Raw genomic sequence first — 21,786 nt, 5'->3', positions numbered from 1 at the left:
CATCCGGGGCCTACGACCACCACACGCCTCGGGTCCGTCCTCCGAGGACGACAGCGGTGCGCCCGGGCCGACCGGTGCCCGGGCGCACCGCCCTCCCGCCCTCGGAGCGGGGCCGTCGGCCCGCCGGTGGTGTCATTGCCGGGGGTGGACCTGCCGGAGCAGGGACCGGATCTCCTCCAGGGTCATCTTGGCGCTGCCGTCGGATTCCCAGTCGGCGACCACCTCGTAATGCTTCTCGGCGGCGGCCAGATCGCCCCGGCGGCGGGCCAGGACGCCCGCGAGGCGGTTGCCTTCGACATGGCGTGGATACTGCTCCAGGATCTCCCCGACCAGACCGGCCGCCTCCTCGTCCCGCTCCGCGTCGACGAGCAGCCCGGCCAGCTCCGGCCGCGGGTCGGCCCGCCGCCGGAACAGCCCGTCCGACTCCGGCTCGAACTCGTTCCGCCGCTCCACCGCGAGCCGCAGCCACTCCTCGGCGTCCGCCTGCCGCCCCCGTGCGCGCAGGGAGCGGCCCAAGTCGTACGACGCCTGGACGATGCCGTCCTCGTACGCGAGCCGCAGCCATCGTTCGGCCTCCGCGTGGCGCCCGTACCGCACCATGCTCTTGCCCGCGAGGTAGGCGGGCCGGGACAGCCCGGTCTCCGCCGCCCGCACGTACCAGCGCTCCGCGAACTGCGGGTCGCCGCCGCGCTGCTGGGAGACCCAGGCCACGGCCCAGGCGGCCCGGCCGTGCCCGAGCCGCGCCGCCCGCAGGTGCCAGAGCCCGGCGGAACGCGCGTCCTTGGCCCGGTCGTGGATCTCGGCGATCTCGTAGGCCGCCTCGGCGTCACCGGCCTCGGCGGCCGGCTCGTAGAGGTGGATGAGGTGCCTGCCCTTGGCGCCGCCCCGCTCGTACAGCATGCGCCCGAGCGCGAGCAGCGCCTGCGGGGTGCCCGCCCGGCGGTACCACTCGGCGGCCTCGGGCAGCCGCCGGAGCCGGTCGAGCGCGTCGGCGCAGGCGAGCATCTCCGCCGGGCCGGCGCCGTCCGCCCCGGCGGCGGCCAGCAGCTCCGGCAGCCGCTCCCGCAGCGCCGCCTCGGCCGGCTCCTCGGTCTTGTCGCGCGCCTCGGCGATGTCCTGGTACGTCTGGACGATCCGCTTGTGCGTGCTGTCCCACGGATCGTGGTTCTCTTCGTCGACACCGGTGCCGCGCAGCCACTCCTCCGCCTCGTCGAGCCGGAGCTGGCGCGCGCAGAGCCGGCCGAGGTTGGCACGGGCGACGAAGTGTCCGCCGTCCGACGCGTCGGCCGCCCGGTACCACTTCTCCGCCTCGCGCAGCTCGCCGCGCTGCTCGTACCAGATGCCGAGGACGCACGCGCCACCGGAGTAGCCCAGTTCGTGGCTGCGCTCGGCGAGGGCGCGTGCCTCCGGCCAGCGGTTGTCGTCCCGGACCGCGAGGAGCGCCTGGTCCACCAGTGCCTTGGCGTTGCCGAGGGCCGCGGCCCTGGCGAACAGGGCCTCCGCGGCCGCGGCCGCGGCGGGGTAGTTCTCGAAGACCTGGTCGTATTCGCCTTCGGTCAGCTCCCCCAGCGCGTCGTAGGCGGCCTCCGCGTCGCCGTCCTGCTCGGCCTCCGCGAGGTCGGCCTCCCGCTGTCCGAGGTCTTCGAGGATGCGGTTGACGGCGTCGAGGGCGTGGTAGGCGACGTGGTCGCCCCGCTCGTCCGCCTCTTCGAGCCGCCGCACCGCCTCGTCCCACTCGCCGCGCCGGGCCAGCCGGACGGCCCCGTTGGTCAGGCACTCCACACTGCCCAGCTCGGCGCCCCGCTCGTACCACTCCCGCGCCCCGGCGTGGTCGCCCGCCTCCTCCAGCAGGGTCGCGAGCCCGAACGCACAGCCGCCGTCCCGGTCGGCGGCGCTGCGGTACCACCGCTCGGCCTCCGCGAAGTCCCAGCGATCCCGGTGGACGATGGCGAGGGTGCGGGCGGCCTGGGCGTCGCCCTCGTCGGCGGCCTTCTCCCACCAGGGCAGGGCCTGGTCCACCTGCCCCTGCTTGGTCAGGAGTTCCGCGTACGTGCGGGCCGCTCCCGGCTGCCCTGCCTCGGCGGCGGCCAACTCGGGTATCACGTCCGCGTTTTCGGCGAGTGTCTGCTCGTGCATCCGCAGATCGTGTCAGACGCCCGGCACCGCCCGCCGGGCACCACCGCCGGGGGCCGGGAGGCCCGTACTAGGATCCGGCCCATGGCCCTCACCATGAACGACGTGGACCGGTTCGAGGCTTCCAGGCCGCGTCTGGAGGCCATCGCCTACCGTCTCCTCGGCTCCGCGAGCGAGGCCGAGGACGCCGTGCAGGAGACGTTCCTGCGCTGGCAGGCCGCCGACGTCGACCGCGTCGAGGTACCCGAGGCCTGGCTGACGAAGGTGCTCACGAACCTGTGCCTCAACCAGCTCACCTCGGCCCGCGCGCGGCGCGAGACCTACGTGGGCCAGTGGCTGCCCGAGCCGCTGCTCGCCGGGGACCCGATGCTGGGCCCCGCCGACACCGCCGAGCGGCGCGAGGCGGTCTCGTTCGCGGTGCTCACGCTGCTGGAGCGGCTTTCCCCCAACGAGCGGGCGGTGTACGTCCTGCGGGAGGCGTTCGACTACCCGCACCGGGAGATCGCGGCGATCCTCGACATCAGCGAGGCCGCCAGCCAGCAGATCTTCCACCGTGCCAGGAAGCACGTCGCGGCCGGCCGGGCCCGCACCGAGATCGACGAGGCCGCCGCCCGGCGGATCGTCGAGGAGTTCCTGGCGGCCGCGACCAGCGGGCAGACCGAACCGCTCGTGCGGCTGCTCACCTCCGACGCCGTCTCGATCGGTGACGGCGGCGGGAAGGTCCCGGCCCGCGCGAAGGCGTTCGAGGGCGCTCTCGCGGTCGCGAAGTTCATGCGGGGCCTGTTCAAGCCCGGCAAGGCCAAGCGCGCCCTGGTCGGCGGTTCGCCCGACGTGTACGCCACGACCGCCAACGGCGACCCCGCCGTCGTCGTGGTCCTCGACGGCCGGGTCATCGGCGTCATGTGCCTGGAGGTCACGGCCGAGGGCATCGCCGGGTTCCGCAACCAGGTCAACCCCGACAAGCTCGAACGCGCGACCCGGGTGTGGGCGGCCACCGACCACGGCGAACCGCTGTTCCGCTCGGCGTTCTGATGTTCCGCGCGGCCGCCTGACCGCCATGTGACGTGCTTCACATCTCCTTCCTGTCAGGAAACGGCGGGCTGCCCGGTTCAAGGTGCGAAACCGCGCACGACAAGGGCCGGACCCGCGCAGACAGGAGCCGAAAATGCAGCACCGCGTCATCGTTCTCGGAGCCGGATACACCGGAGCCGGCGTCGCCGGGCGCCTGGCCAGGCGGCTGCGCCGTGAGGACGTCGCCATCACCCTCGTCAACGCCGAGCCCGACTTCGTCGAGCGGGTCCGGATGCACCAGCTCGCCACCGGCCAGGACCTCAGGCCGCGCCCCTTCAGCGAACTGCTCGCCGGCACCGGCGTCGAGCTGAAGCTCGCGAAGGTCACCGGTGTCGACGCCGACCACGACACGGTCACCGTCACCGACGCGGACGGCACCGAAGAGCTGATGGAGTACGACACCCTCGTCTACGCCCTCGGCAGCGGCTGGAACGACCAGGGGGTCCCCGGCACCGCCGAGCACGCCCACGAGATCGCGAGCCGTCCCGGAGCCCTCCGGCTGCGGGAACGCCTGGCCCGCCTGGACGCCGGGCAGCCCGTGGTCGTGGTGGGTGGCGGCCTCACCGGCATCGAGGCCGCGACCGAGATCGCCGAGTCCCGCCCGGACCTCGACGTCGCCCTCGTGGCCCGCGACGGCCTCGGCGACTGGCTGTCGCCCAAGGGCCGCGGCCACCTGCGGAAGGTCTTCGGCAAGCTCGGCATCACCGCGCACGAGCACACCGCCGTCACCGCCGTCGGCGCCGACCGCGTCACCACCGCCGACGGCACGTCCCTGCCCGCCGCGGTCACCGTGTGGACCACCGGCTTCGCCGTCCACCCGATCGCCCGCGCCACCACCTTGGAGGTCACCGGAACCGGCCAGATCGTGGTCGACGGGACCATGCGCTCCGTCTCCCACCCGAACGTCTACGCCGTCGGCGACGCGGCCATGGCGATGGGCCCCGGCGACAAGCCGCTGCGCATGTCCTGCGCCACCGGCACCCCCATGGCCTGGCAGGCCGCCGACGCCATCACGGCCCGCCTGACCGGCGGGAAGCTCCCGAACGTGCCGCTGCGCTACTTCAACCAGTGCATCTCGCTGGGCCGCAAGGAAGGCCTCATCCAGTACGTCACCGCCGACGACCGTTCGGTCGACGCGGCCCTCACCGGCCGCCTCGCCGCCCTCTACAAGGAAGTGATCTGCAAGGGCGCGGCCTGGGCCGTCGCCCACCCGGCCTTCGGAGTGCTGGGCCGCCGCCGCCCCGTGGTGACGGACCCCGCCCGGACGGGTTCACCGGTCGGGGCGAGGTCCGAGGCGACCGCCGAGGCGACGCTCTGACGTGCACGGCCCGGGATCAGGGCTGGGCGGTGCCGCGGCCCAAGGCCTGGCAGGGCGGCTGCTCCGTCTCCCGCACGGTGAACGCTGCCTCCGTCACGCGGCACAGCGCCTGCACCGCGTGGCGGAGCGAGCGCCAGGAGGCCAGGCCGAGGAGGACGCCGGCCGGGGCGGCGGGCCACCACCAGGCGCCGAGCACGGTGAACGCGAGGCTCCAGGCCAGGGCCTCGCAGGCGGCGTCGTAGGCGTCGCGGGCCTCGGACAGCGCGGCGCGGGACGGGTCCTGCGCGCCGAGCAGGAGCGCGGTCCAGCCGGTCACGACGTCGCCGCCGGTGTCCTGGGCGACGTTCGCCTCGGTGCGGCGGAACCGGTCCCCCGACCAGGTCGGCGACTCGGGCGGCCCGGCCGCCCGGGCGCGGGCCGCCCGCGCGTCGAGCCGGTCGGCACGCAGCGCGCGGCCCGCGGCGCGCGCCCGCACGGAATCCCTGGCCAGGGTGTCCGGTTCGACCCAGCGGCGTACCCGCCAGGCCGTCACCCGCCGGCCCACCGGCATCAGCCACCACGGCCAGGCCCCGGACGACAGCGCCCCGATCGCGGCCCCGGCGTAGGGCACCGCGAACGCGGCCGCCACCACCGGCACCGCGAAGAGCACGACCGAGGCGACGGCGTCCGCCGAGAGACCGCCGCCCGTCCGCAGCGCGTCGGCGATCCGTTCCCGGGCGAGCGCGATGTCGTCCCAGTGGGCGTGGCCCAGCTCCCCGCCGCCGACGACCGCCACCACGACGAACAGGGCGGCGGGCAGCAGCCGTCGCAGGAACCAGCGGTCCGGTATGCGTTTCTGCAGTTCGACGAGGAGCCCCACCGCCGTCAGCCGTCCACCAGGCGCATCGGGCCCCCGCCCAGCGCACAGGACGGCGTCGGGGCGGAGGCGCCGTCCCGCAGTTCGACGCGGGCGCAGCGGCTCGTGGGGCAGACCCAGCCCGACGACCGGGGTGTGGGGGCGCCGGGCCAGTCGCCCACGCCCATGGTGGCGGGCAGCCCGAGCCCGTTCGGAATCCCGGCCGACTCGACCGCGTCGTGCAGGGCGCGTACGGCGTCCCGCCACTCGGGGCCGGCCGGGTCGGCGTCCCGTACGACGGGGAAGGCCGACTCCCAGACGGCAGGGGCGATCAACGGGCGCAGCTCCCCGGCATTGCGGCACAGGTATTCCACGGCGTCCTCGTACACCCTGCGCGCCTTCGCCCCGTCCGCCACGACGGCCTCCCCGGAAGTCCTGAGAACGACTGCTCTCTGACAGTCAGTCAGACTAATGTAAGAACGATGTCCGAGCTTCGGGAACGAGTGGTCGCACGCATCCTCACGGCTCAGAACGCCCGCGATCCCGCGGTCCTGCGCGATCAGGAGGCGGTGGCCGACGCGCTGGCCCTGCTGCGGCAGGTCGCGCCGTCGCCCGACGAGCTGATCGACCTGGACCCGCTCGCCGCCGTCTTCTTCACCTTCTGGTTCCGTCACCTGGGCGCCGAGGACCCCGACGCGGCGCGGAACCTGACCGTCGTGTTCGGCACCTTCGGCTTCCTGTGCCCGCGGGTCCCCGACCCCACCGGGCTCCCCGAGGCCCTGAGGGAGGGCTTCGATCCCGCCGACCCGTCCCATGACGCGCGGTTCGCCCACCTGATGAGCTCGGTGTTCGCCGAGGCCGTGGCCGAAGGGCCGGAGCGGGAGCGGGACACCGCGCTGGAGTCGGCGCTCGCCTGGTCGGACACGGCACTCGAGTACGTACGTCCCGAGGACGACGCGGGTTTCGTGGAGCTGGCCGTCCACGCCCACGACCTGCACCTGGCCCGCTTCCAGCGGGCGGCGGACCCCGACGGACTGGCAGCCGCGGCCCGCTACGGGCGGGCGGTGTGCACGCGCCTCGCCACCGCCGGACCGGACCTGTTCGAACCCGACGTGGCGCGGGACGTCGCCGCGGCGACCCTGCGCACGGTGGTCGACGCGGCACGGCTGCTCGGCGCACCCCCGCTCGCCCTCGTCGAAGAGGTGGTCGCGGCCGCGCCGGACGGCGCCCTCACCCCCGAGACCGCCGAAGGCCTGCGCTTCCTGCGCCTGCTGGCCGCCCAGCCCCTCACCTGGCCCGGCGAGCGCGACCTGCACGTCGGCGCGGCCATCGCCGACGCGGGCATCGCCGAGCACGACGCGGGCCGTATGGCCTGCGCGGTACGACGGCTGCGCGCGGCCCTCGACGGCACCCCCGCCGACCACCCCGCGCACAGCGCGGTCACCACCGCCCTCGGCCGGGCACTCGCGGCGTTCGCGATGGAGCGGGACGACGAGGAGGCCGCCCTCGAAGCAGCCGGACTGCTGTCCTCGTCCGGTGCGTTGAGCGACGAGCAACGGGAAATGTTCGCCACCTACCAGGAGTTCCAGGAGCTGAGCCGCAGCGAGGACCCGGGCGACCTGGACCACGTACGGTCGTTGATCGGGCGCCTGGTCGGGCAGTACCGGGAACACACCGCGCGCGAGGGCGACGGCGAGGGCGGCCCGGCCCCCGTCGACATCGACATCGAGATCGCCGACCTGGCCGCCGGGTTCGAGCCCGACGACACCGCCGACGAGCGCATCGCCCGCTACCGCACCGCTCTCGCCGCCCTCCCCGCCGACCGCCCGAACCGCCGCGCCTACGTCGCCGTACTCGCCGCACTGACCGGAATGCGGGCGCAGGCGCTGCGCGGCGGCGCGCCCGCGCGGGCCGACCTGCTGGCGGCGGAGTGCCGGGAGCTGACCGGGGAGGCGACGGACGGCGCACCGGACGGCTTCCTCGCCGCCGACCTGCTGCGGCGCGGCATGTACGAGGCCGCGCTGCCCGTCGCCGTCATGGTGGTCGGCGCGGCGGGTCCGGACGGCACCGGCGATCTGGACGACGAGACCCGCGCGGCGGTCGAGCAGCTGCTTCGCGCGGCCGACGTCCGGCTGGACGGCGACACCCTCGACGACGACATCGAGATCATCCGGGAACTCCTCGACGGCCTGGGCGAGAAGGACGCGACCCTGCGCCCCTACCTCGCCGCCGCGCTCGCCAACGCCCTGTCCGCCCGCGCCGCCGTCCGCCCCGACATCGCCACGCTCGAAGAGATCGTCGAGCTGATGCGCTACGCCCGCGCCAACGCCTCCGACCTGCCGCCCGGGTCGGACCGGACGCTCGCGGACGCGCTCACCGTCCTGTCGATGCGCGGCTTCGACGCGGAGGGCGCGCGTGAGGCGGCGTACCTGCTCGCCTCGGCGCCCGGCGCACCGCTCCTGCCCGCCGTGGAGGGGGAGCCCGGACCGGACGACCCGGCGGTGTCGCAGACCGACCTGGAACTCATGGCGGCCCGCACCGAGTTCCACAACGCCCTCCAGAACTACCTCTTCGGCCATGAACCGGCCCAGCTGGAGAGGGCCCGGCAGATCGCCCACCGGATGCGGGACGTCGTACGCGCCGCGCCCGCGGGGGACGAGGTGCCCTGGTACGACCTGATGGGCGATGCCTACGCCGACCTCGTGGAGACCGTGGGACCGGGCGGCGGCCCGCGCCTGGACCTGACCGACGCCCTGGTCGACCAGTGCCGGGCGACCTACGCCAGGTGCCGGCCCGGGCACCCGATGCGGCCGATGATCGCGATGACCCTCGGCCGGGCGCTCGCGCAGCGCGCCTTCGCGCTCCGCGTGTCCGAACCGCGGCGGGCCGAGGCCCTGCTGGCCGAGGCGGAGGAGCTGACAGGCGTCCTCACGGAGGAGACGCCGCCGGGCTCTCCGGTCGACGTGGGCGCCACCATGCGGATGTTCCTCGACCTGATCGGCCGGGGCCGCCTCCCGGAGACGATCACCGACCCCCGCCCGCCGGACGCCCCCGGCACAGAGGAGGACGGCGCCCCCGCGGACGACGCCTCGCAGGACCTGCTCTCCGCCCTCCTCGGCCCGCTGGCGGCCCGCCTGGACGGCATGGCGTCCCCCGGGGCGTGGCGCGACCCCGGGGTCCCGGTGTGGATGCGGGCCCACGGCGAGATCGGCGCCGCGGCCGGTGCGCTGGGTGGGGAACGACCGCGTGTCGACCTGGCCCTGGACCATCTCGAAGCGGGTGTGGAGGCCATGGCCGGCCTCACCGACCGGGGCAGCGACCAGGCGTCCGCCGAGCACGGTCTGTCGACGTTCGAGGGGGACATCAGGTCGATCACCGAGCTGGTCCTGTGCACTCTCCAGGGCCGCGAGTACGCCGCCCGGATCCCCGCGTACCTGGAGACCGTGGAGGAGGCGCTGCGTGAGGCGGAGGCGGGCCGGGTCCCGCCCGCACCGCCGGGCGCCTTGGACGTCACGTTCGAAGGCCCGGACGTCGACCGCGCCCTGGAGCTGCTGGAACGCGGCCGCGGACTGCTGCTCGCCCGGCGGATCGAGGCCCGCGCCGACATCGGCGACCTGCGCTTGGCGCACCCCGGGCTCGCCGACGAGTTCGAGCGGCTCACCGAGGAGCTGGACGCGCGGCCCGACACGGCCGGCGCCGGTACCGCCGAGTGGGCCCGGCTGGCCGGCCTGCGCGCCTCCCGCGAACTCGACGCCCTCATCGAGCGCATCCGAACACTCCCCGGCTTCGAAGGCTTCTTACGGCCCCTCGTCGCCGACCGGTTGAGGGAGCTCGCGGCCGACGGACCCGTGATCGTCCTCAACCACGGCGGCAACCGCTACTGCCACGCCCTCGTCGTCACCGACCGGGCGATCACCGCCCTGCCCCTCGAAGCCGAGGCCGACGAGATCGCCGAGACGGCACGGCGGCTGCGGGACGCGGTCGACGCCATCAACGCGCAGGGCACGGCGCGGCCGTCCCCGCTCCAGCTCGTCGCCGCCGGGAACACGGTCCGGGAGACGCTGGCGTGGACCTGGCACAAGATCGTGCGGCCGGTCCTGGAGCTGGTCGGCTCCGCGGCCCCCGTCGCCCGCGACACGGAGTGGCCGCGTGTCTGGTGGGTGCCGACCGGCTCCTTCAGCGCCCTGCCCCTGCACGCCGCCCAGTGCACGGCACCCGACTGCCCGCTCGAAGGGTGCGGCGCCGCACTCGACGCGGTGGTGTCGTCGTACGTGCCCGGCCTGCAGACCCTGGCCTACGCCCGTGCCCGCGCCCGGGACCGCGACACGGCCGGCCACGGCAGCGCCCTCCTGGTCGCCGCCCCGGAGGACGACCTCCCCGGGGTCGCGGCGGCCACCGAGCACGCCGCCGCCCTCCTCGGCGCTCCGCGGCCGCTGATCGGCGCGGCGGCGACCCGGGAGGCCGTGCTCACCGCGCTCCACGACACCTCATGGGCGCACTTCGGCTGCCACGCCGCCACCGACCCGACGGAACCCTCCGGCGCGCTCCTGCACCTCCCCGGCGGCGAGTCCGTCACCGTCCTGGAGATCTGCCGGGCCCGCCCGCGCTCGGCCCGGCTGGCCTTCCTGGCGGCCTGCGGCACCGCCCGCACCCCCGAGCGCCTGACCGACGAGGCCATCCACATCACCAGTTCCTTCCTACTGGCGGGTTTCCCCGCAGCGGTCGGCACCCTGTGGAAGATCGACAGCACCCACGCCGACCACGTGACCCGCGCCTTCTACCGGCACACGACGGCCCCCGCCCCGCTGACCCCCGCCCACGCCCTTCACACCACCCTCCGCCAGCTCCGCCGCCGCATCCCCGACCGCCCGCACATCTGGGCGGCGTACGTGCACGCCGGGGCGTAGCGGGGTGCGGGGTCCGCGGCCGTGGGGGGGATCAGCCGGCGTGCAGGACCCGGAAGCGGTCGGGCTGCGCCGGGTCCCGGTCCACGACCTGGGCGGGCGGCCAGACCCATTGCCAGACGCTGATGCCGGGCGTGCGGGAGAACCGGATCTTCCCGCGGGTGCCCTCGACGGCGACGCGCGGCCAGGATCCGGCGATGCGCGCACGGTCCGGTCCGTGGGCACGCAGCACGTCGGCGAGGACGGTGACCGTGTCGTAGCCCTCGAACGCGACGAAGGAGGGCGCTTCCGCCAGCCGTTCACGCAGGGCCGTCCCGACTCGCGTGCCGAGCGGGCCGAACTGCTCGGGCAGGTAGCGCAGGAAGGGGACCCCGGCGCCGTCGGCGCCCAGCAGGGCCGCCCATTCGGAGAACTCCGGCTGCCCGGCCGGAGCACCCAGCAGGACGTCGGCGAGGCGCTGGTCGCGGCGGACGGCCCTGACGATCGGTACGGCCGGTTCCGGGAAGCCGGCCAGCAGCAGGAGGGCTGTCGCGCGGTTGTCGACGAGCGCGTCGCACAGGGCCGCGGGGGTGAGGGTGCTCGCGTCGAGTTCGACGACGGTGCCGCCGCGCGGAGCGAGGTGTTCGCGGAGGATGCGGGTCCCTGACGCCCAGTAGACACTCGGCTGGGTCGCCACGGCTATGCGGCTGTGGCCCGCACCGAGGAGGAAGTCCGCGTAGAGCCGCCAGCCGTGCGACTGCGCCGGGGCGAGGCGCGCGACCCGGTCCGTCGGCTCGTCGGTGAGCGCGTCGAGAACCCCCGACGAGCACAGGAACGGCAGGCCGAGCGCGTCGGCCCTGGCGGCGGCGGCACGGGCGACGACGCTGTGGTACTCCCCGGCCAGCGCGGCCACGCCCAGGCGGGCCAGTTCGTCCACGGCCGCCGCGGCCTTCCGCGGATCGGCGGCGGTGTCCCGCACCACCAGTTCGAGCGGCCGTCCGCCGATCCCGCCGGCGTCGTTGACTTCGCCGACGGCCAGTTCGAGACCGGCGAGCAGATGCCGGCCCGCCTCGACCCAGCCGGGCGGAGTCAGCGGAACGAGAGCCCCGATCCTGACGGTTGACGCGTCGGCGTGTTCCGCCGCGAGTCGCGATGATGGCGTGTTCACGTGTCGGCGTCCCCCTGTGTCGACGATCCGGCTGCCGTCAGCCCAAGATCAGCCTTCCAGATCCGCGCCCTGACGACCATGCCGGACCCCTGACCGCCGACCTGTGTCGAAACGGTGCAAATCCGACTCCGCGCGAGACGCTGCACCCATGACAGCCACACCTTCCTCCGACGGCCCCCACCGCTTCGACGACCTGACCGCCCTTTTCGTCAACTGCACCCTCAAACCGTCCCCGCAGCTCAGTCACACCCAGGGCCTGATCGACAAGAGCGCGGAGATCATGATGTCGCGCGGGGTCACCACGTCCGAGATCCGGGCCGTCGACCACGACATCGCACCCGGCGTCTACCCGGACATGACCGAGCACGGCTTCGCCACCGACGAGTGGCCCGCGCTGTACGAGCGGGTGATGGCCGCGGACATCCTGGTCATCGCCGGCCCGATCTGGCTGGGCGACAACAGCTCCGTGACGAAGAAGGTGATCGAACGCCTCTACGCCTGCTCCAGCCTGCTCAACTCACAGGGGCAGTACGCCTACTACGGCCGGGTCGGCGGATGCCTGATCACCGGCAACGAGGACGGTGTGAAGCACTGCGCGATGAACGTCCTCTACAGCCTCCAGCACCTCGGCTACACGATCCCGCCGCAGGCGGACGCCGGCTGGATCGGCGCGGCCGGCCCCGGCCCGTCCTATCTCGACCCGGGCTCGGGCGGTCCGGAGAACGACTTCACCAACCGCAACACGTCCTTCATGACCTGGAACCTGATGCACGTCGCGGCCCTGCTGAAGCGCGCCGGAGGCGTCCCCGCCCACGGCAATCAGCGCTCGGAGTGGGACGCGGGGTGCCGGGCCGGCGCGGACAACCCCGAGCACCGCTGACCTAGGGGGTGTCTTGCCGATCATGCCGGGCTCGCCCCGAGCAGTCGCGTCATCGCCTCGGCGGCCCGTACCGCCGCCTCGGCGCAGCAGTTGTTGAACAGGACGTGGAGCTGCTCGGTCCGCTCGGCGAGGTGGCGCAGGCGGGGGAGCCATTCGGCGAATTCGGCGTCGTCGTAGGTGTGGCGGAAGCGGTCCTCCTTGCTGCCGGTTCCCCAGGCGGCGCTGCGCCCGTGGAACCGTACGACGGACAGCCGCGGCGAGGTGACCGGGACCACGGGCGGTATCGACGACGGCAGCGACCGGTTCATGTCCACGGCGACCGCGGCCATGCCGTACCGCGCGAGCAGCGCGCGCGTGGTCCCGGCTTGCTCCTCCCGCCACCACCCGGGGTGCCGGAACTCGACGGCGACGGGCCACCCTTCCGTACGGCGGGCGGTCCGCGCGAGAAACGCCTCGGCCCGCGCGCCGGGACGGAACCACGGCGGGAACTGGAACAGCACGCTCCCCAGCCGTCCGGCCCGCCGCAGCGGTTCGGTCCCCGCGGCGAAGCGGGCCCACACCTCGTCGAGCACTCCCGGGTCGCGGCTGTCGGCGGGCAGGCCGTCCGGCATCGCCGCGCTCCCCGTGGGGTGCCCGGTGAGAAGGGAGAACGCCTTCACGTCGAAACGGAAGCCCTCCGGCGTGCGCTCCGCCCAGAGGCGGCTGTTCCGCTCGCCGGGGAGGGCGTAGTAGGCCGAGTCGACCTCCACGACCGGGAACCGCTCGGCGTAGTGCCGTAACCGCCCTTCGGCGTCCCGCCGCCCCGCCGGGTACCAGCCGCTGCCGACCAGCGCCCGATCGGTCCACGAGCACGTGCCCACGAGGATGTCACCCATGCCGTCCGGTTACCCGCCGCGCCCGCGATCGTGCACTCCGGCGCGAGACGCCCCCTAGGGGGTGTCGGCCGTCCCGCCCCCGCCGGTGGCGACACCACCCTGCGGCTTGGACGTGGAGAAGGGCGGCGTGTCCTGTTCGCAGGTGGTGCCGGGCGGCGGGAGGGTGCCGTCGACGAGGTAGCGGCTCTCGTGGGTGCGGACGCAGGTGCTGGGGTTGTACAGCGCGGTGTGCCCGTACCCCTTGTTGGTGAGCAGGCGGGCGTCGGCGAGTTGCCCGGCCATGGCCTGCGAGGCCGCGTAGGGAGTGGAGGGGTCGTCGGTGGTGCCGACCACCAGGACGGGGTTCGCCGTCGCCTTGTCCCACGGGCCGCGGTAGCGGTTGGCGGCGACCGCCGGCCACCCTGCGCACGCCGCCCCGGCCCAGGCCCAGTGGCGTCCGAGGTCCCCCGCACGGTTGACGGCGGTCTTCTCCAAGGCGCGGTAGGCGCCGGGGTCACGCGGGTTGGGGCTGTCGGCGCAGAACACCGCGCCGGCCTGTTCGTCACCGAGGTACGGGTTCGGGTTCGGGACCGGCGGCGGGGGCGGGAGCTGGGTCGGCTGCGGGGAGCGGCCCTGCCACAGGGCCTGCAGCCGGCCGGCGAGGTCCGTCCAGCCGGGCTGGACGAGGTAGAGGCCGTTCACCACGTCGCTGACCGTGAGTCCGTACGTCCAGGGCCCCACGGGACGTTCCTGGAGCCGCCGCATCAGCGTGTCGAACTTCTTCCGGGTCGCGTCCGCGCCGCCCGCCGAGAAGGCGCAGCGGTCGGTGGTGGCGGCTCCGCACAGGGCGAGGAACTCGTCCAGGACCGCTGCCGCTCCGCGGTCCGAGCCCAGGCGCAGGAACGCCGCGCTCCGGGGGTCGTCGGAGCCCTGGTCCGTCCACGCCCGCGGGTCCCAGTTGCTGTCGAGGACCATGGCGCGGACCTTGCCGGGGAAGAGGTTGGCGTAGGTGGCGCCCAGGATCGACCCGTAGGAGACCCCGAGGTACGTGAGCTGCGGGTCACCCACCGCCTGGCGGAGGTGTTCGAGGTCGTACGCGGTGTCGGCGGTCGACACGTGCCGCAGCAGCTCGGGGTCGCGCCGCTCGCAGCGCCGGCCCAGGTCCTGGTACGCGGCGGTCCACGCCTTCTGCTCCTTCTCGCCCACCGGTACGCCCGCCGGTTTGCCGACGGCCCAGTCGGCGGCCTCATCGGAGCTGCCGAAGCAGTTCACCGCGGTGCTGCTGCCGACGCCGCGCGGGTCCCAGCTGACGATGTCGAACCGCTCCCGCACCTCCCGCGGGAACTTCTCGTACGCCTGCGGCATCTGGACCGTGCCCGGCCCGCCGGGTCCGCCGGGGTTGAAGAAAAGGGTGCCGATGCGCCGTCCGGGGTCGGTCGCCTTCCGCTTGACGACCGCCAGGTCGACGGTGCGACCGCCGGGGTGGAGGTGGTCCAGCGGCACCCTCGCGGTCGCGCAGTCGAACGGACTGCCCTGGACGCAGGGCTTCCAGCCCAGTTCCGGCGCGGGCTCCGCGGGCGTCGGCCCGCCGGCCGCGGCGAGGTTCGGCCAGGCCAGGGCCATCGAGCAGGTCACCGCCGTGGCGATGGCCACGGCACGGGTCCGCCGGCGGCCCGCCACCAGTCCGGATATGTGCATGCCTTGTCCTCCACGTCCGAGCGCCCGACGCCACTCCGGTGCGGACGACGGCACGCGTCCGTGCCAACATCACCGCTGCCCGGAGCGGCCCGCGAGCCGGACACCGCCGAATGGCGGAGCCGCCGCCGACCGGCGCGGCCGCCGCTCACACCGGTCCGCCCGGCCCTGTGCGACGGGCGTAACCCCTCGTGATCGGGCGCGGAGACACCGGCGTAATGCGCGGTTCGTACGGTCGGGCCAGGCGGGATCGGACCTAGGGCCTGTCTGACAATTCCCGGCGCCTTGCGATCACACGCACCAGACGCCGCGGGGACCGCCCTTCGGGCGAACGACGGGAATTGTCAGACAGGCCCTAGCACAGCAAGGGAGGCGCCCGTGGCCGCGCCGGGCTCGCGGAGCGAGGGCACGACGAAGGTGCGGACGGTCTGCTCGTACTGCGGTGTGGGCTGCGGCCTGGTCCTCGACGTCGGCGCGGGACCGGACGGGCGGCGTACGGTCCTGAAGGCGACGGGCGACAAGGAGCATCCGGCGAACTTCGGCCGGCTGTGCACCAAGGGCGCGACCACCGCGGACATGCTCGCCGCGCCGGGGCGGCTGACCACCGCGCTCGTCCGGCCGGACCGCGGCGACGAGCCGCGGCCCGCGTCCGTGGCGGTGGCCGTCGAGGAGACCGCCCGCCGGCTCCGCGCGATCGTCGACGAGCACGGCCCCGACGCGGTCGCCCTCTACGTCTCCGGGCAGATGAGCCTGGAGGCCCAGTACCTGGCGAACAAGCTGGCCAAGGGCTACCTGCGGACCAACCGGATCGAGTCGAACTCCCGGCTGTGCATGGCGAGCGCCGGCACCGGCTACAAACTGTCGCTGGGCGCCGACGGGCCGCCCGGCTCCTACCAGGACTTCGACAAGGCCGACCTGTTCCTCGTCATCGGCTCCAACATGGCCGACTGCCATCCCATCCTCTTCCTGCGGATGATGGAGCGGGTGAGGTCGGCGGGCGCCAAGCTGATCGTCGTCGACCCGCGGCGCACCGCCACCGCCGCCAAGGCCGACCTGTTCCTGCAGATCGAGCCGGGCACGGACCTCGCCCTGCTGAACGGGCTGCTGCACCTGCTGCACGCGAACGGCCGCACCGACGACGGGTTCATCGCCGCGCACACCGAGGGCTGGGAGGCGATGCCCGCCTTCCTCGCCGACTACCCGCCCGCCACCGTCGCGGAGCTCACCGGCCTCCCGGAGGACGACATCCGCGAGGCCGCCCGGCTGATCGGCGAGGCGGGGGAGTGGACGAGCTGCTGGACGATGGGCCTGAACCAGTCCACCCACGGCACCTGGAACACCAACGCCCTGATCAACCTGCACCTCGCCACCGGCGCCATCTGCCGCCCCGGCAGCGGGCCGTTCTCCCTCACCGGCCAGCCCAACGCCATGGGCGGCCGGGAGATGGGCTACATGGGGCCGGGGCTGCCCGGGCAGCGTTCCGTCCTCGTCGACGCCGACCGGGCTTTCGTCGAGGAACTGTGGGAGCTGGAGCCGGGGACCCTGCGCGCCGACGGCGTCGGCAAGGGCACGGTCGAGATGTTCCGGAGGATGGCCGACGGGGACATCAAGGCGTGCTGGATCATCTGCACCAACCCGGTCGCCTCCGTCGCGAACCGCAGGACGGTCATCGAGGGCCTGGAGGCGGCCGAGTTCGTCGTCACGCAGGACGTGTTCGCCGACACGGAGACGAACGCGTACGCCGACGTCGTCCTGCCCGGCGCGCTGTGGACCGAGACCGAGGGCGTTCTGATCAACAGCGAACGCAACCTCACCCTCGCCCGCCCGGCCGCCGACCCGCCCGGCGAGGCGACCGCGGACTGGCGGCTCATCGCCGCCGTGGCCCGCGCGATGGGCTACGAGCATGGCTTCGCGTACGACAGCGCCGAGGAGATCTTCGAGGAGATCAAGCGTGCCTGGAACCCGGTGACCGGCTGGGACCTGCGCGGCGTGAGCTACGAGCGGCTGCGGGAGACACCCGTGCAGTGGCCGGCGGCGAGCCCCGACGGCCCCGACCGCAACCCGATCCGGTACGTCGGCGCGGACGCCGCGGGCGGGGCGCCGGTCTTCCCCACCGCCACCGGCCGCGCGGTGTTCCACGCCCGCCCGCACCTCCCGGCGGCGGAGATGCCCGACGACGACTACCCGTACGTGCTCAACACCGGCCGCCTACAGCACCAGTGGCACACGCTGACCAAGACGGCCAAGGTCGCCAAGCTGAACAAGCTCGACCCCGGGCCCTTCGTCGAGGTGCACCCGGACGACGCGGCCCGGCTGGGCCTCGCCGACGGGGACTCGGTGGAGGTCGCCTCGCGGCGCGGGCGGGCCGTGCTGCCCGCCGTCGTCACCGACCGGGTGCGGCCGGGCTGCTGTTTCGCGCCGTTCCACTGGAACGACCTGTTCGGGGAGTACCTGAGCGTCAACGCGGTGACGAGCGACGCCGTCGACCCGCTGTCGTACCAGCCGGAGTTCAAGGTGTGCGCGGTGTCGCTGACGAAGGCGGCCACGGCGGTGACCGTTCAGATCCCGGCACTGGCGGGCGCGTCGGCCGTATCAGCGGCCCCGGCAGCGGCTCCGGCCCCGGCCACGGCGGCGCTCGCGCCGTTCGGGCTGGACCCCGCGCCCCCGCCGCCGGTCCTCGCCGAACACGAACGCCGGTACCTGACCGGCTTCCTGGCGGGCATCCCCTCGGGCGCCCCCGGCGTGCCGGTGCTGCCGCCCGACGCCCCGTTCAGCCCCGAGCACGCCCTGTGGGTGAACGGCGTGCTGGCCGGGATGTACTCCAGGGCCGAGACGTCCCCCGCGTCCGGCGTCGGCGGCGGCCCGTCGGCGACCGCCCCGTCCGGCGCCGCCCCACGCCGCCAGGTCGTGATCCTGTGGGCGTCGCAGACCGGGAACGCCGAGGAGTTCGCCTCCGCGGCGGCGGAGCGGCTCACCGCGGACGGCCACCCCGCCGCCCTGCTGCCCATGGCGGATGCGAGCCTTGCCGCGCTGCCGTCCGACGCCGACCTGCTGCTGATCACCAGCACCTTCGGCGACGGCGACGCCCCGGACAACGGCGCCGGCTTCTGGGACGCCCTCGCCGCGCCCGACGCCCCGCGTCTGAAGGGCAGGCGGTACGCCGTGCTGGCCTTCGGCGACTCCTCCTACGACGACTTCTGCGGCCACGGACGGCGCCTGGACCGCCGTATGGAGGAACTGGACGCGGTACGGCTGGCGCCGCGCACCGACTGCGAACCGGACTATGAGACGGAGGCCGAGGCCTGGCTCGAACAGGTGCGTACGGCGCTGACGGACAGCCGCCCCGCACTGCCGGCACCGGCCCCGGCGGCCCCCCGGCCGAGCCGGCCCGCTCCCGTCACCGCCCGCCTCACCGGCAACCGCCTGCTCAGCCTGCCCGGCGCGGGCAAGGAGGTCCGCCGCTTCACCTTCGACACGAGGGACAGCGACACCCCGCTGGTCTACGAGGCCGGGGACGCCCTCGCCGTGCACCCGGCCAACCAGCCGGAGCTGGTGGCCGAGTGGCTGGCCGTCACCGGCCTGGACGCGGACGCGGCCGTGCGGGTCGGGAACGCCGGAGACATGCCCTTCGCCGAGGCCCTGCTGCGCCGGCTCGACATCACACGCGTCACACCCGGCCTGCTGCGCTTCGCCGCCGACCGCGCCCGCGACCCGCGCGAGCTGCGCAAGCTGCTGCGTCCGGACAACAAGGGCGAGCTGGCCCGCTGGTCCTGGGGACGGCAGGCCGTCGACGTGGTCGCCGAGTTCGGCATCCGGGCCGGGGCACAGGAGTGGGCGGACGCGCTGGGGCGCTTGCAGCCCCGCCTGTACTCCATATCCTCCAGCCCGCTGACCGACCCCCACCTGGTGTCGCTGACCGTCTCCGTCGTCCGCTACGAGAACCTGGCCGGCCGCCCCCGCCAGGGCGTCTGCTCGCCCTTCCTCGCCGACGCCGAGCCGGGCACCCCGGTGCCGGTCCGCGTCCAGCGGGCGCCGCACTTCCGCCCGCCCGCCGACCCGGCCACACCGGCGGTGATGGTGGGCCCCGGCACCGGCGTCGCGCCCTTCATCGGCTTCCTGGAGGAACGCCGGGCCCGTGGCCACCGCGCCCCGAACTGGCTGTTCTTCGGCGAACAGCACCGGGCGACCGACTTCTACTACGAGGAGGAGCTGGCCGCCTTCCTGGCCGACGGCACCCTCACCCGCCTGGACACCGCCTTCTCCCGCGACCAGCGCGCCAAGATCTACGTCCAGGACCGGATGCGTGAGCACGGCCCGCTGCTGTGGTCGTGGCTGCGGGACGGCGCCCGCTTCTACGTCTGCGGTGACGCCTCCCGCATGGCCAAGGACGTCGACGACGCCCTGCGCGAGATCGCCGCCGTCCACGGCGGCCTCGCGGAGGACGAGGCGGCGGCGTACGTCAAACAGCTCGCCGCCGACAAGCGCTACGTGCGTGACGTGTACTGACCGAGGGGACATCACCGGCGGTGCCGCCGTTAGCCGCCCACGTACCAGCTGAACCCGTCGTTGCTGGCGGCGAGGGCCAGGAGCACGAGCCAGAGGACGATGTCGACGACGCCGAGGATGATGCCCGCCTTCGCCATTCCGGCGCCGTTCTTCACCCCTGCCTGACGGCGGGCGACGGCGCCGAAGACGATGGCCAGGGGGCCCAGGACGATGTTCAGGAAGAACAGTCCGACGATGCCGCAGCACAGGCTCGCGATCGCCAGGCCGTTGGTGCGCGATCCGGAGGACGTGGCAGGGGAACTGCCGTAACTCGTCATTGCATACTCCCGATTGTCGATGGCACGGACCGAACGGGCCGTATGGACCTTTCTGTTGACGTGCCGCACGAGTCCCCCTGCGGGCCGCTTCCATGCCTGCGCCGTGTGTGCGGACGCCGCGTGCCGACGTCGTGTGCGTCGGCGGGCGGCATGAAAAGCACCGGAAGGTTGCCGGAAGCAGGCAATGCGGCCTGCGGCACCGGCGTGTGAACATGCGTTCGCAACGGGGGAGCAGGGCAGGGACCGCATGGGAAGGCGGTGAGCGCGGATGGCCTGGTTTCGGGGTCTCGGCCTCACGGGGGCCGTTCTCCTCATGCTGTCCCTCGTCCTCGACGGAGTGCTGGACGGGCTCCTCGACGGACTGCGCAGGCGGAGCGGGCCCGGCTGACCGGTGAGGGCGATAAGCAGCGCCGCGGCGCGCTGGCCGAGGCCCAGGCCAGGCAGTCCGCCGGTCAGGGCGTGGCCGCGTGGGCGAGCCGGGTCAGCGCGGTCTTGAGGCGGTCGGTCGACAGCCCCTGACCGCGCTGATGGAGGAAGACCTCGGGTGCCAGCGGCGCCAGCAGCGCGTCCGCGAGGGCTTCGGGGTCGGGTGTGCCCGCCTCCCGCAGGAGCGCGAGGACGTGGGCGCGCCAGAAGCCGTAGGCGCCGACGGCGAAGCGCTTCGCTCCGGCCTCGGCGCCCAGGACGAGATGGCCGTGCTGCTCCAGCAGATCGATCATGGCCGTGAAGAAGGCGGCCAGGCGCTCGCGCGGCGGCGCACCGGGCCCCAGCGGGGGCGCGCCCCGCAACAGCTCGCCCTGCAGGAGCCGTTCGTGCTCGTCGAGGAGCGCCGCCGCGATCGAGGTGACGTCCGGGTAGCGCCGGTAGAGCGTGCCCCGGCCGACGCCGGCGGCGCGGGCGATGTCCTCCATCGTGACCGCGCGAGGGTCCCCGGCCGCGAACAACCGGGCTGCCGCGTCGAGCACCTTGGCCCGGTTCCGTGCGGCGTCCGCGCGTTCCTTCGTCTCCACGGGAGCCAGCCTACGTGAGCCCGCCGGAATAACCGGACGCGGCGTCCGGTTGCTGCAGTCGTCCACGCAACCGGACACCCCGTCCGGTTGACGCTCCGTGTTTTCTCCATGAGGCAGGAGTCATCCCATGGCCACCCCCGCACAGACCTTGCTGCACCTCGACGCCAGCGCCCGCCGCCGGTCCTTCAGCCGAGAGATCGGTGACGCCGTCGCCGCCGCCTGGCGGTCGTCCCGCCCCGACGGCAGGTACCTGCACCGCGACCTGGCGCTCGCCCCGGTTCCCCAGATAGCCGAGGCGTGGACCGAGCTGTGCGACTACGTGCTGGAACACCGGATCACCGACATCGCGCGGTACCGGGAGGCGGTGCGCACCCCCGCCCAGGCCGAGGCCTGGGCCGTCGTGGAGCCGCTGCTCGACGAACTCGTCGCCGCCGACGCCGTACTCATCGCCACCCCGATGTACAACTTCTCCGTCCCGGCGTCGCTCAAGGCGTGGATCGACCAGGTCACCTTCCCGAAGATGTCGCTGGCCGGACGGCGCTTCGTCGTGGCCTACGCGCGCGGCGGGGCGTACGGGCCCGGCACCCCGCGTCACCCGCACGACCACCAGGAGCGCTATCTGCGTGACTTCCTCACCGGCCACTTCGCGGTACCCGGCGAGGCGATGACCTTCCTCGGCACCGAACTGGTCAACTCCCGGGTCGACCCCGCGCTCGCCGCCCGCCGCGAGGCCCACGACGCGTCCCACGCCGCCGCGCTGGCCGCGGCCCGGGACATCGGACGGTCGCTGTGAGCTGGCTGCTGCTCGTCGCCGCGGGCCTGGTCGAAGTCGCGTGGTCGCAGAGCATCAAGCCCACGGCCGGTTTCACCCGCCCGCTGCCCACGCTCGTCTCCGTCGCCCTGGCGGCCGTCGCGGTCTACCTGCTGTCCCTGGCCATGAAGGGGCTGCCCGTCGGCACGGCCTACGCGGTGTTCACCGGCATCGGCGCGGCCGGCGCCATCACCCTGGGCGTCGTCCTCCACAAGGACCCCGTGAACCTGGGCCGTGTCGTCGCGCTCGGCCTGATCATCGGAGGCGTGGCCCTGGCCCGCGCGACCACGCCGGACGCCTGACGG

General features: G+C 74.1%; 15 protein-coding genes. 7 read left to right on the top strand and 8 right to left on the bottom strand.

Annotated features, from left to right (window positions below; genetic code table 11):
- Positions 1 to 132 precede the first annotated feature (132 nt).
- Positions 133 to 2,136 (bottom strand): tetratricopeptide repeat protein, encoded by a 2,004-nt coding sequence (locus ACSU6L_RS17865; RefSeq protein WP_437058004.1) that lies wholly within the window; start codon positions 2,134 to 2,136, stop codon positions 133 to 135.
- 81 nt (positions 2,137 to 2,217) lie between these two features.
- Here ACSU6L_RS17865 and ACSU6L_RS17860 point away from each other — a divergent pair, with 81 nt between their 5' ends.
- Together ACSU6L_RS17860 and ACSU6L_RS17855 are read left to right on the top strand one after the other, a co-directional pair.
- On the top strand, positions 2,218 to 3,165 hold the full coding sequence (locus tag ACSU6L_RS17860; protein WP_073943078.1) for an RNA polymerase sigma-70 factor: 948 nt from the start codon (positions 2,218 to 2,220) through the stop codon (positions 3,163 to 3,165).
- 133 nt (positions 3,166 to 3,298) lie between these two features.
- A complete protein-coding gene (locus ACSU6L_RS17855; protein WP_437058001.1) occupies positions 3,299 to 4,522 on the top strand; it encodes an NAD(P)/FAD-dependent oxidoreductase in 1,224 nt (407 codons plus the stop codon).
- A gap of 16 nt (positions 4,523 to 4,538) precedes the next feature.
- On the opposite strand, the gene ACSU6L_RS17850 is transcribed toward ACSU6L_RS17855, so the two are convergent.
- Together ACSU6L_RS17850 and ACSU6L_RS17845 are read right to left on the bottom strand one after the other, a co-directional pair.
- A complete protein-coding gene (locus tag ACSU6L_RS17850; protein ID WP_437057999.1) occupies positions 4,539 to 5,381 on the bottom strand; it encodes a hypothetical protein in 843 nt (280 codons plus the stop codon).
- A 5-nt stretch (positions 5,382 to 5,386) separates the two neighbouring features.
- Positions 5,387 to 5,773 (bottom strand): hypothetical protein, encoded by a 387-nt coding sequence (locus tag ACSU6L_RS17845; protein WP_437057997.1) that lies wholly within the window; start codon positions 5,771 to 5,773, stop codon positions 5,387 to 5,389.
- Between the two features lie 66 nt (positions 5,774 to 5,839).
- On the opposite strand from ACSU6L_RS17845, the gene ACSU6L_RS17840 reads away from it, so the two are divergent.
- On the top strand, positions 5,840 to 10,264 hold the full coding sequence (locus ACSU6L_RS17840; RefSeq protein WP_437057995.1) for a CHAT domain-containing protein: 4,425 nt from the start codon (positions 5,840 to 5,842) through the stop codon (positions 10,262 to 10,264).
- 31 nt (positions 10,265 to 10,295) lie between these two features.
- Here ACSU6L_RS17840 and ACSU6L_RS17835 read toward each other — a convergent pair whose 3' ends face one another.
- Positions 10,296 to 11,408, bottom strand: coding sequence for an ABC transporter substrate-binding protein (locus ACSU6L_RS17835; RefSeq protein ID WP_437057993.1), 1,113 nt, complete (start codon positions 11,406 to 11,408; stop codon positions 10,296 to 10,298).
- 148 nt (positions 11,409 to 11,556) lie between these two features.
- Here ACSU6L_RS17835 and ACSU6L_RS17830 point away from each other — a divergent pair, with 148 nt between their 5' ends.
- The gene (locus ACSU6L_RS17830; protein ID WP_437057990.1) at positions 11,557 to 12,288 is read left to right on the top strand and encodes a flavodoxin family protein; all 732 of its coding nucleotides are present in this window, start codon (positions 11,557 to 11,559) and stop codon (positions 12,286 to 12,288) included.
- A 20-nt stretch (positions 12,289 to 12,308) separates the two neighbouring features.
- On the opposite strand, the gene ACSU6L_RS17825 is transcribed toward ACSU6L_RS17830, so the two are convergent.
- Positions 12,309 to 13,163: a DUF72 domain-containing protein gene (locus ACSU6L_RS17825; RefSeq protein ID WP_437057988.1), complete on the bottom strand. Its 855-nt coding sequence runs from the start codon at positions 13,161 to 13,163 to the stop codon at positions 12,309 to 12,311.
- Between the two features lie 54 nt (positions 13,164 to 13,217).
- The gene (locus ACSU6L_RS17820) at positions 13,218 to 14,840 is read right to left on the bottom strand and encodes an alpha/beta hydrolase (protein WP_437057986.1); all 1,623 of its coding nucleotides are present in this window, start codon (positions 14,838 to 14,840) and stop codon (positions 13,218 to 13,220) included.
- Positions 14,841 to 15,215: 375 nt separating this feature from the next.
- Between ACSU6L_RS17820 and ACSU6L_RS17815 the strand changes: the two genes are divergently transcribed.
- On the top strand, positions 15,216 to 19,343 hold the full coding sequence (locus ACSU6L_RS17815; RefSeq protein ID WP_437057984.1) for a molybdopterin-dependent oxidoreductase: 4,128 nt from the start codon (positions 15,216 to 15,218) through the stop codon (positions 19,341 to 19,343).
- 29 nt (positions 19,344 to 19,372) lie between these two features.
- Here the strand turns inward: ACSU6L_RS17815 and ACSU6L_RS17810 are convergent, their stop codons facing one another.
- A complete protein-coding gene (locus ACSU6L_RS17810) occupies positions 19,373 to 19,660 on the bottom strand; it encodes a DUF4190 domain-containing protein (protein ID WP_437057982.1) in 288 nt (95 codons plus the stop codon).
- A gap of 452 nt (positions 19,661 to 20,112) precedes the next feature.
- The gene (locus tag ACSU6L_RS17805; protein ID WP_437057980.1) at positions 20,113 to 20,670 is read right to left on the bottom strand and encodes a TetR/AcrR family transcriptional regulator; all 558 of its coding nucleotides are present in this window, start codon (positions 20,668 to 20,670) and stop codon (positions 20,113 to 20,115) included.
- 127 nt (positions 20,671 to 20,797) lie between these two features.
- On the opposite strand from ACSU6L_RS17805, the gene ACSU6L_RS17800 reads away from it, so the two are divergent.
- Positions 20,798 to 21,463 (top strand): FMN-dependent NADH-azoreductase, encoded by a 666-nt coding sequence (locus tag ACSU6L_RS17800; RefSeq protein WP_437057978.1) that lies wholly within the window; start codon positions 20,798 to 20,800, stop codon positions 21,461 to 21,463.
- Positions 21,460 to 21,783, top strand: coding sequence for a DMT family transporter (locus ACSU6L_RS17795; RefSeq protein ID WP_437057976.1), 324 nt, complete (start codon positions 21,460 to 21,462; stop codon positions 21,781 to 21,783). Before ACSU6L_RS17800 ends, ACSU6L_RS17795 begins: the two co-directional genes overlap by 4 nt.
- Positions 21,784 to 21,786: the final 3 nt, after the last annotated feature.

This window comes from Streptomyces sp. enrichment culture, from assembly GCF_964272855.1.
Lineage (GTDB): Bacteria > Actinomycetota > Actinomycetes > Streptomycetales > Streptomycetaceae > Streptomyces.
Note: the sequence above shows the minus strand (reverse complement) of the source record. Positions and strands in the feature narration are given on the sequence as shown.

Bases quoted from the DNA above. Each gene is read 5' to 3' on its own strand.
- ACSU6L_RS17830 (WP_437057990.1), top strand. From the start codon at position 11,557: ATGACAGCCACACCTTCCTCCGACGGCCCCCACCGCTTCGACGACCTG.
- ACSU6L_RS17855 (WP_437058001.1), top strand. From the start codon at position 3,299: ATGCAGCACCGCGTCATCGTTCTCGGAGCCGGATACACCGGAGCCGGC.
- ACSU6L_RS17800 (WP_437057978.1), top strand. From the start codon at position 20,798: ATGGCCACCCCCGCACAGACCTTGCTGCACCTCGACGCCAGCGCCCGC.
- ACSU6L_RS17810 (WP_437057982.1), bottom strand. From the start codon at position 19,660: ATGACGAGTTACGGCAGTTCCCCTGCCACGTCCTCCGGATCGCGCACC.
- ACSU6L_RS17865 (WP_437058004.1), bottom strand. From the start codon at position 2,136: ATGCACGAGCAGACACTCGCCGAAAACGCGGACGTGATACCCGAGTTG.
- ACSU6L_RS17820 (WP_437057986.1), bottom strand. From the start codon at position 14,840: ATGCACATATCCGGACTGGTGGCGGGCCGCCGGCGGACCCGTGCCGTG.
- ACSU6L_RS17825 (WP_437057988.1), bottom strand. From the start codon at position 13,163: ATGGGTGACATCCTCGTGGGCACGTGCTCGTGGACCGATCGGGCGCTG.
- ACSU6L_RS17840 (WP_437057995.1), top strand. From the start codon at position 5,840: ATGTCCGAGCTTCGGGAACGAGTGGTCGCACGCATCCTCACGGCTCAG.
- ACSU6L_RS17860 (WP_073943078.1), top strand. From the start codon at position 2,218: ATGGCCCTCACCATGAACGACGTGGACCGGTTCGAGGCTTCCAGGCCG.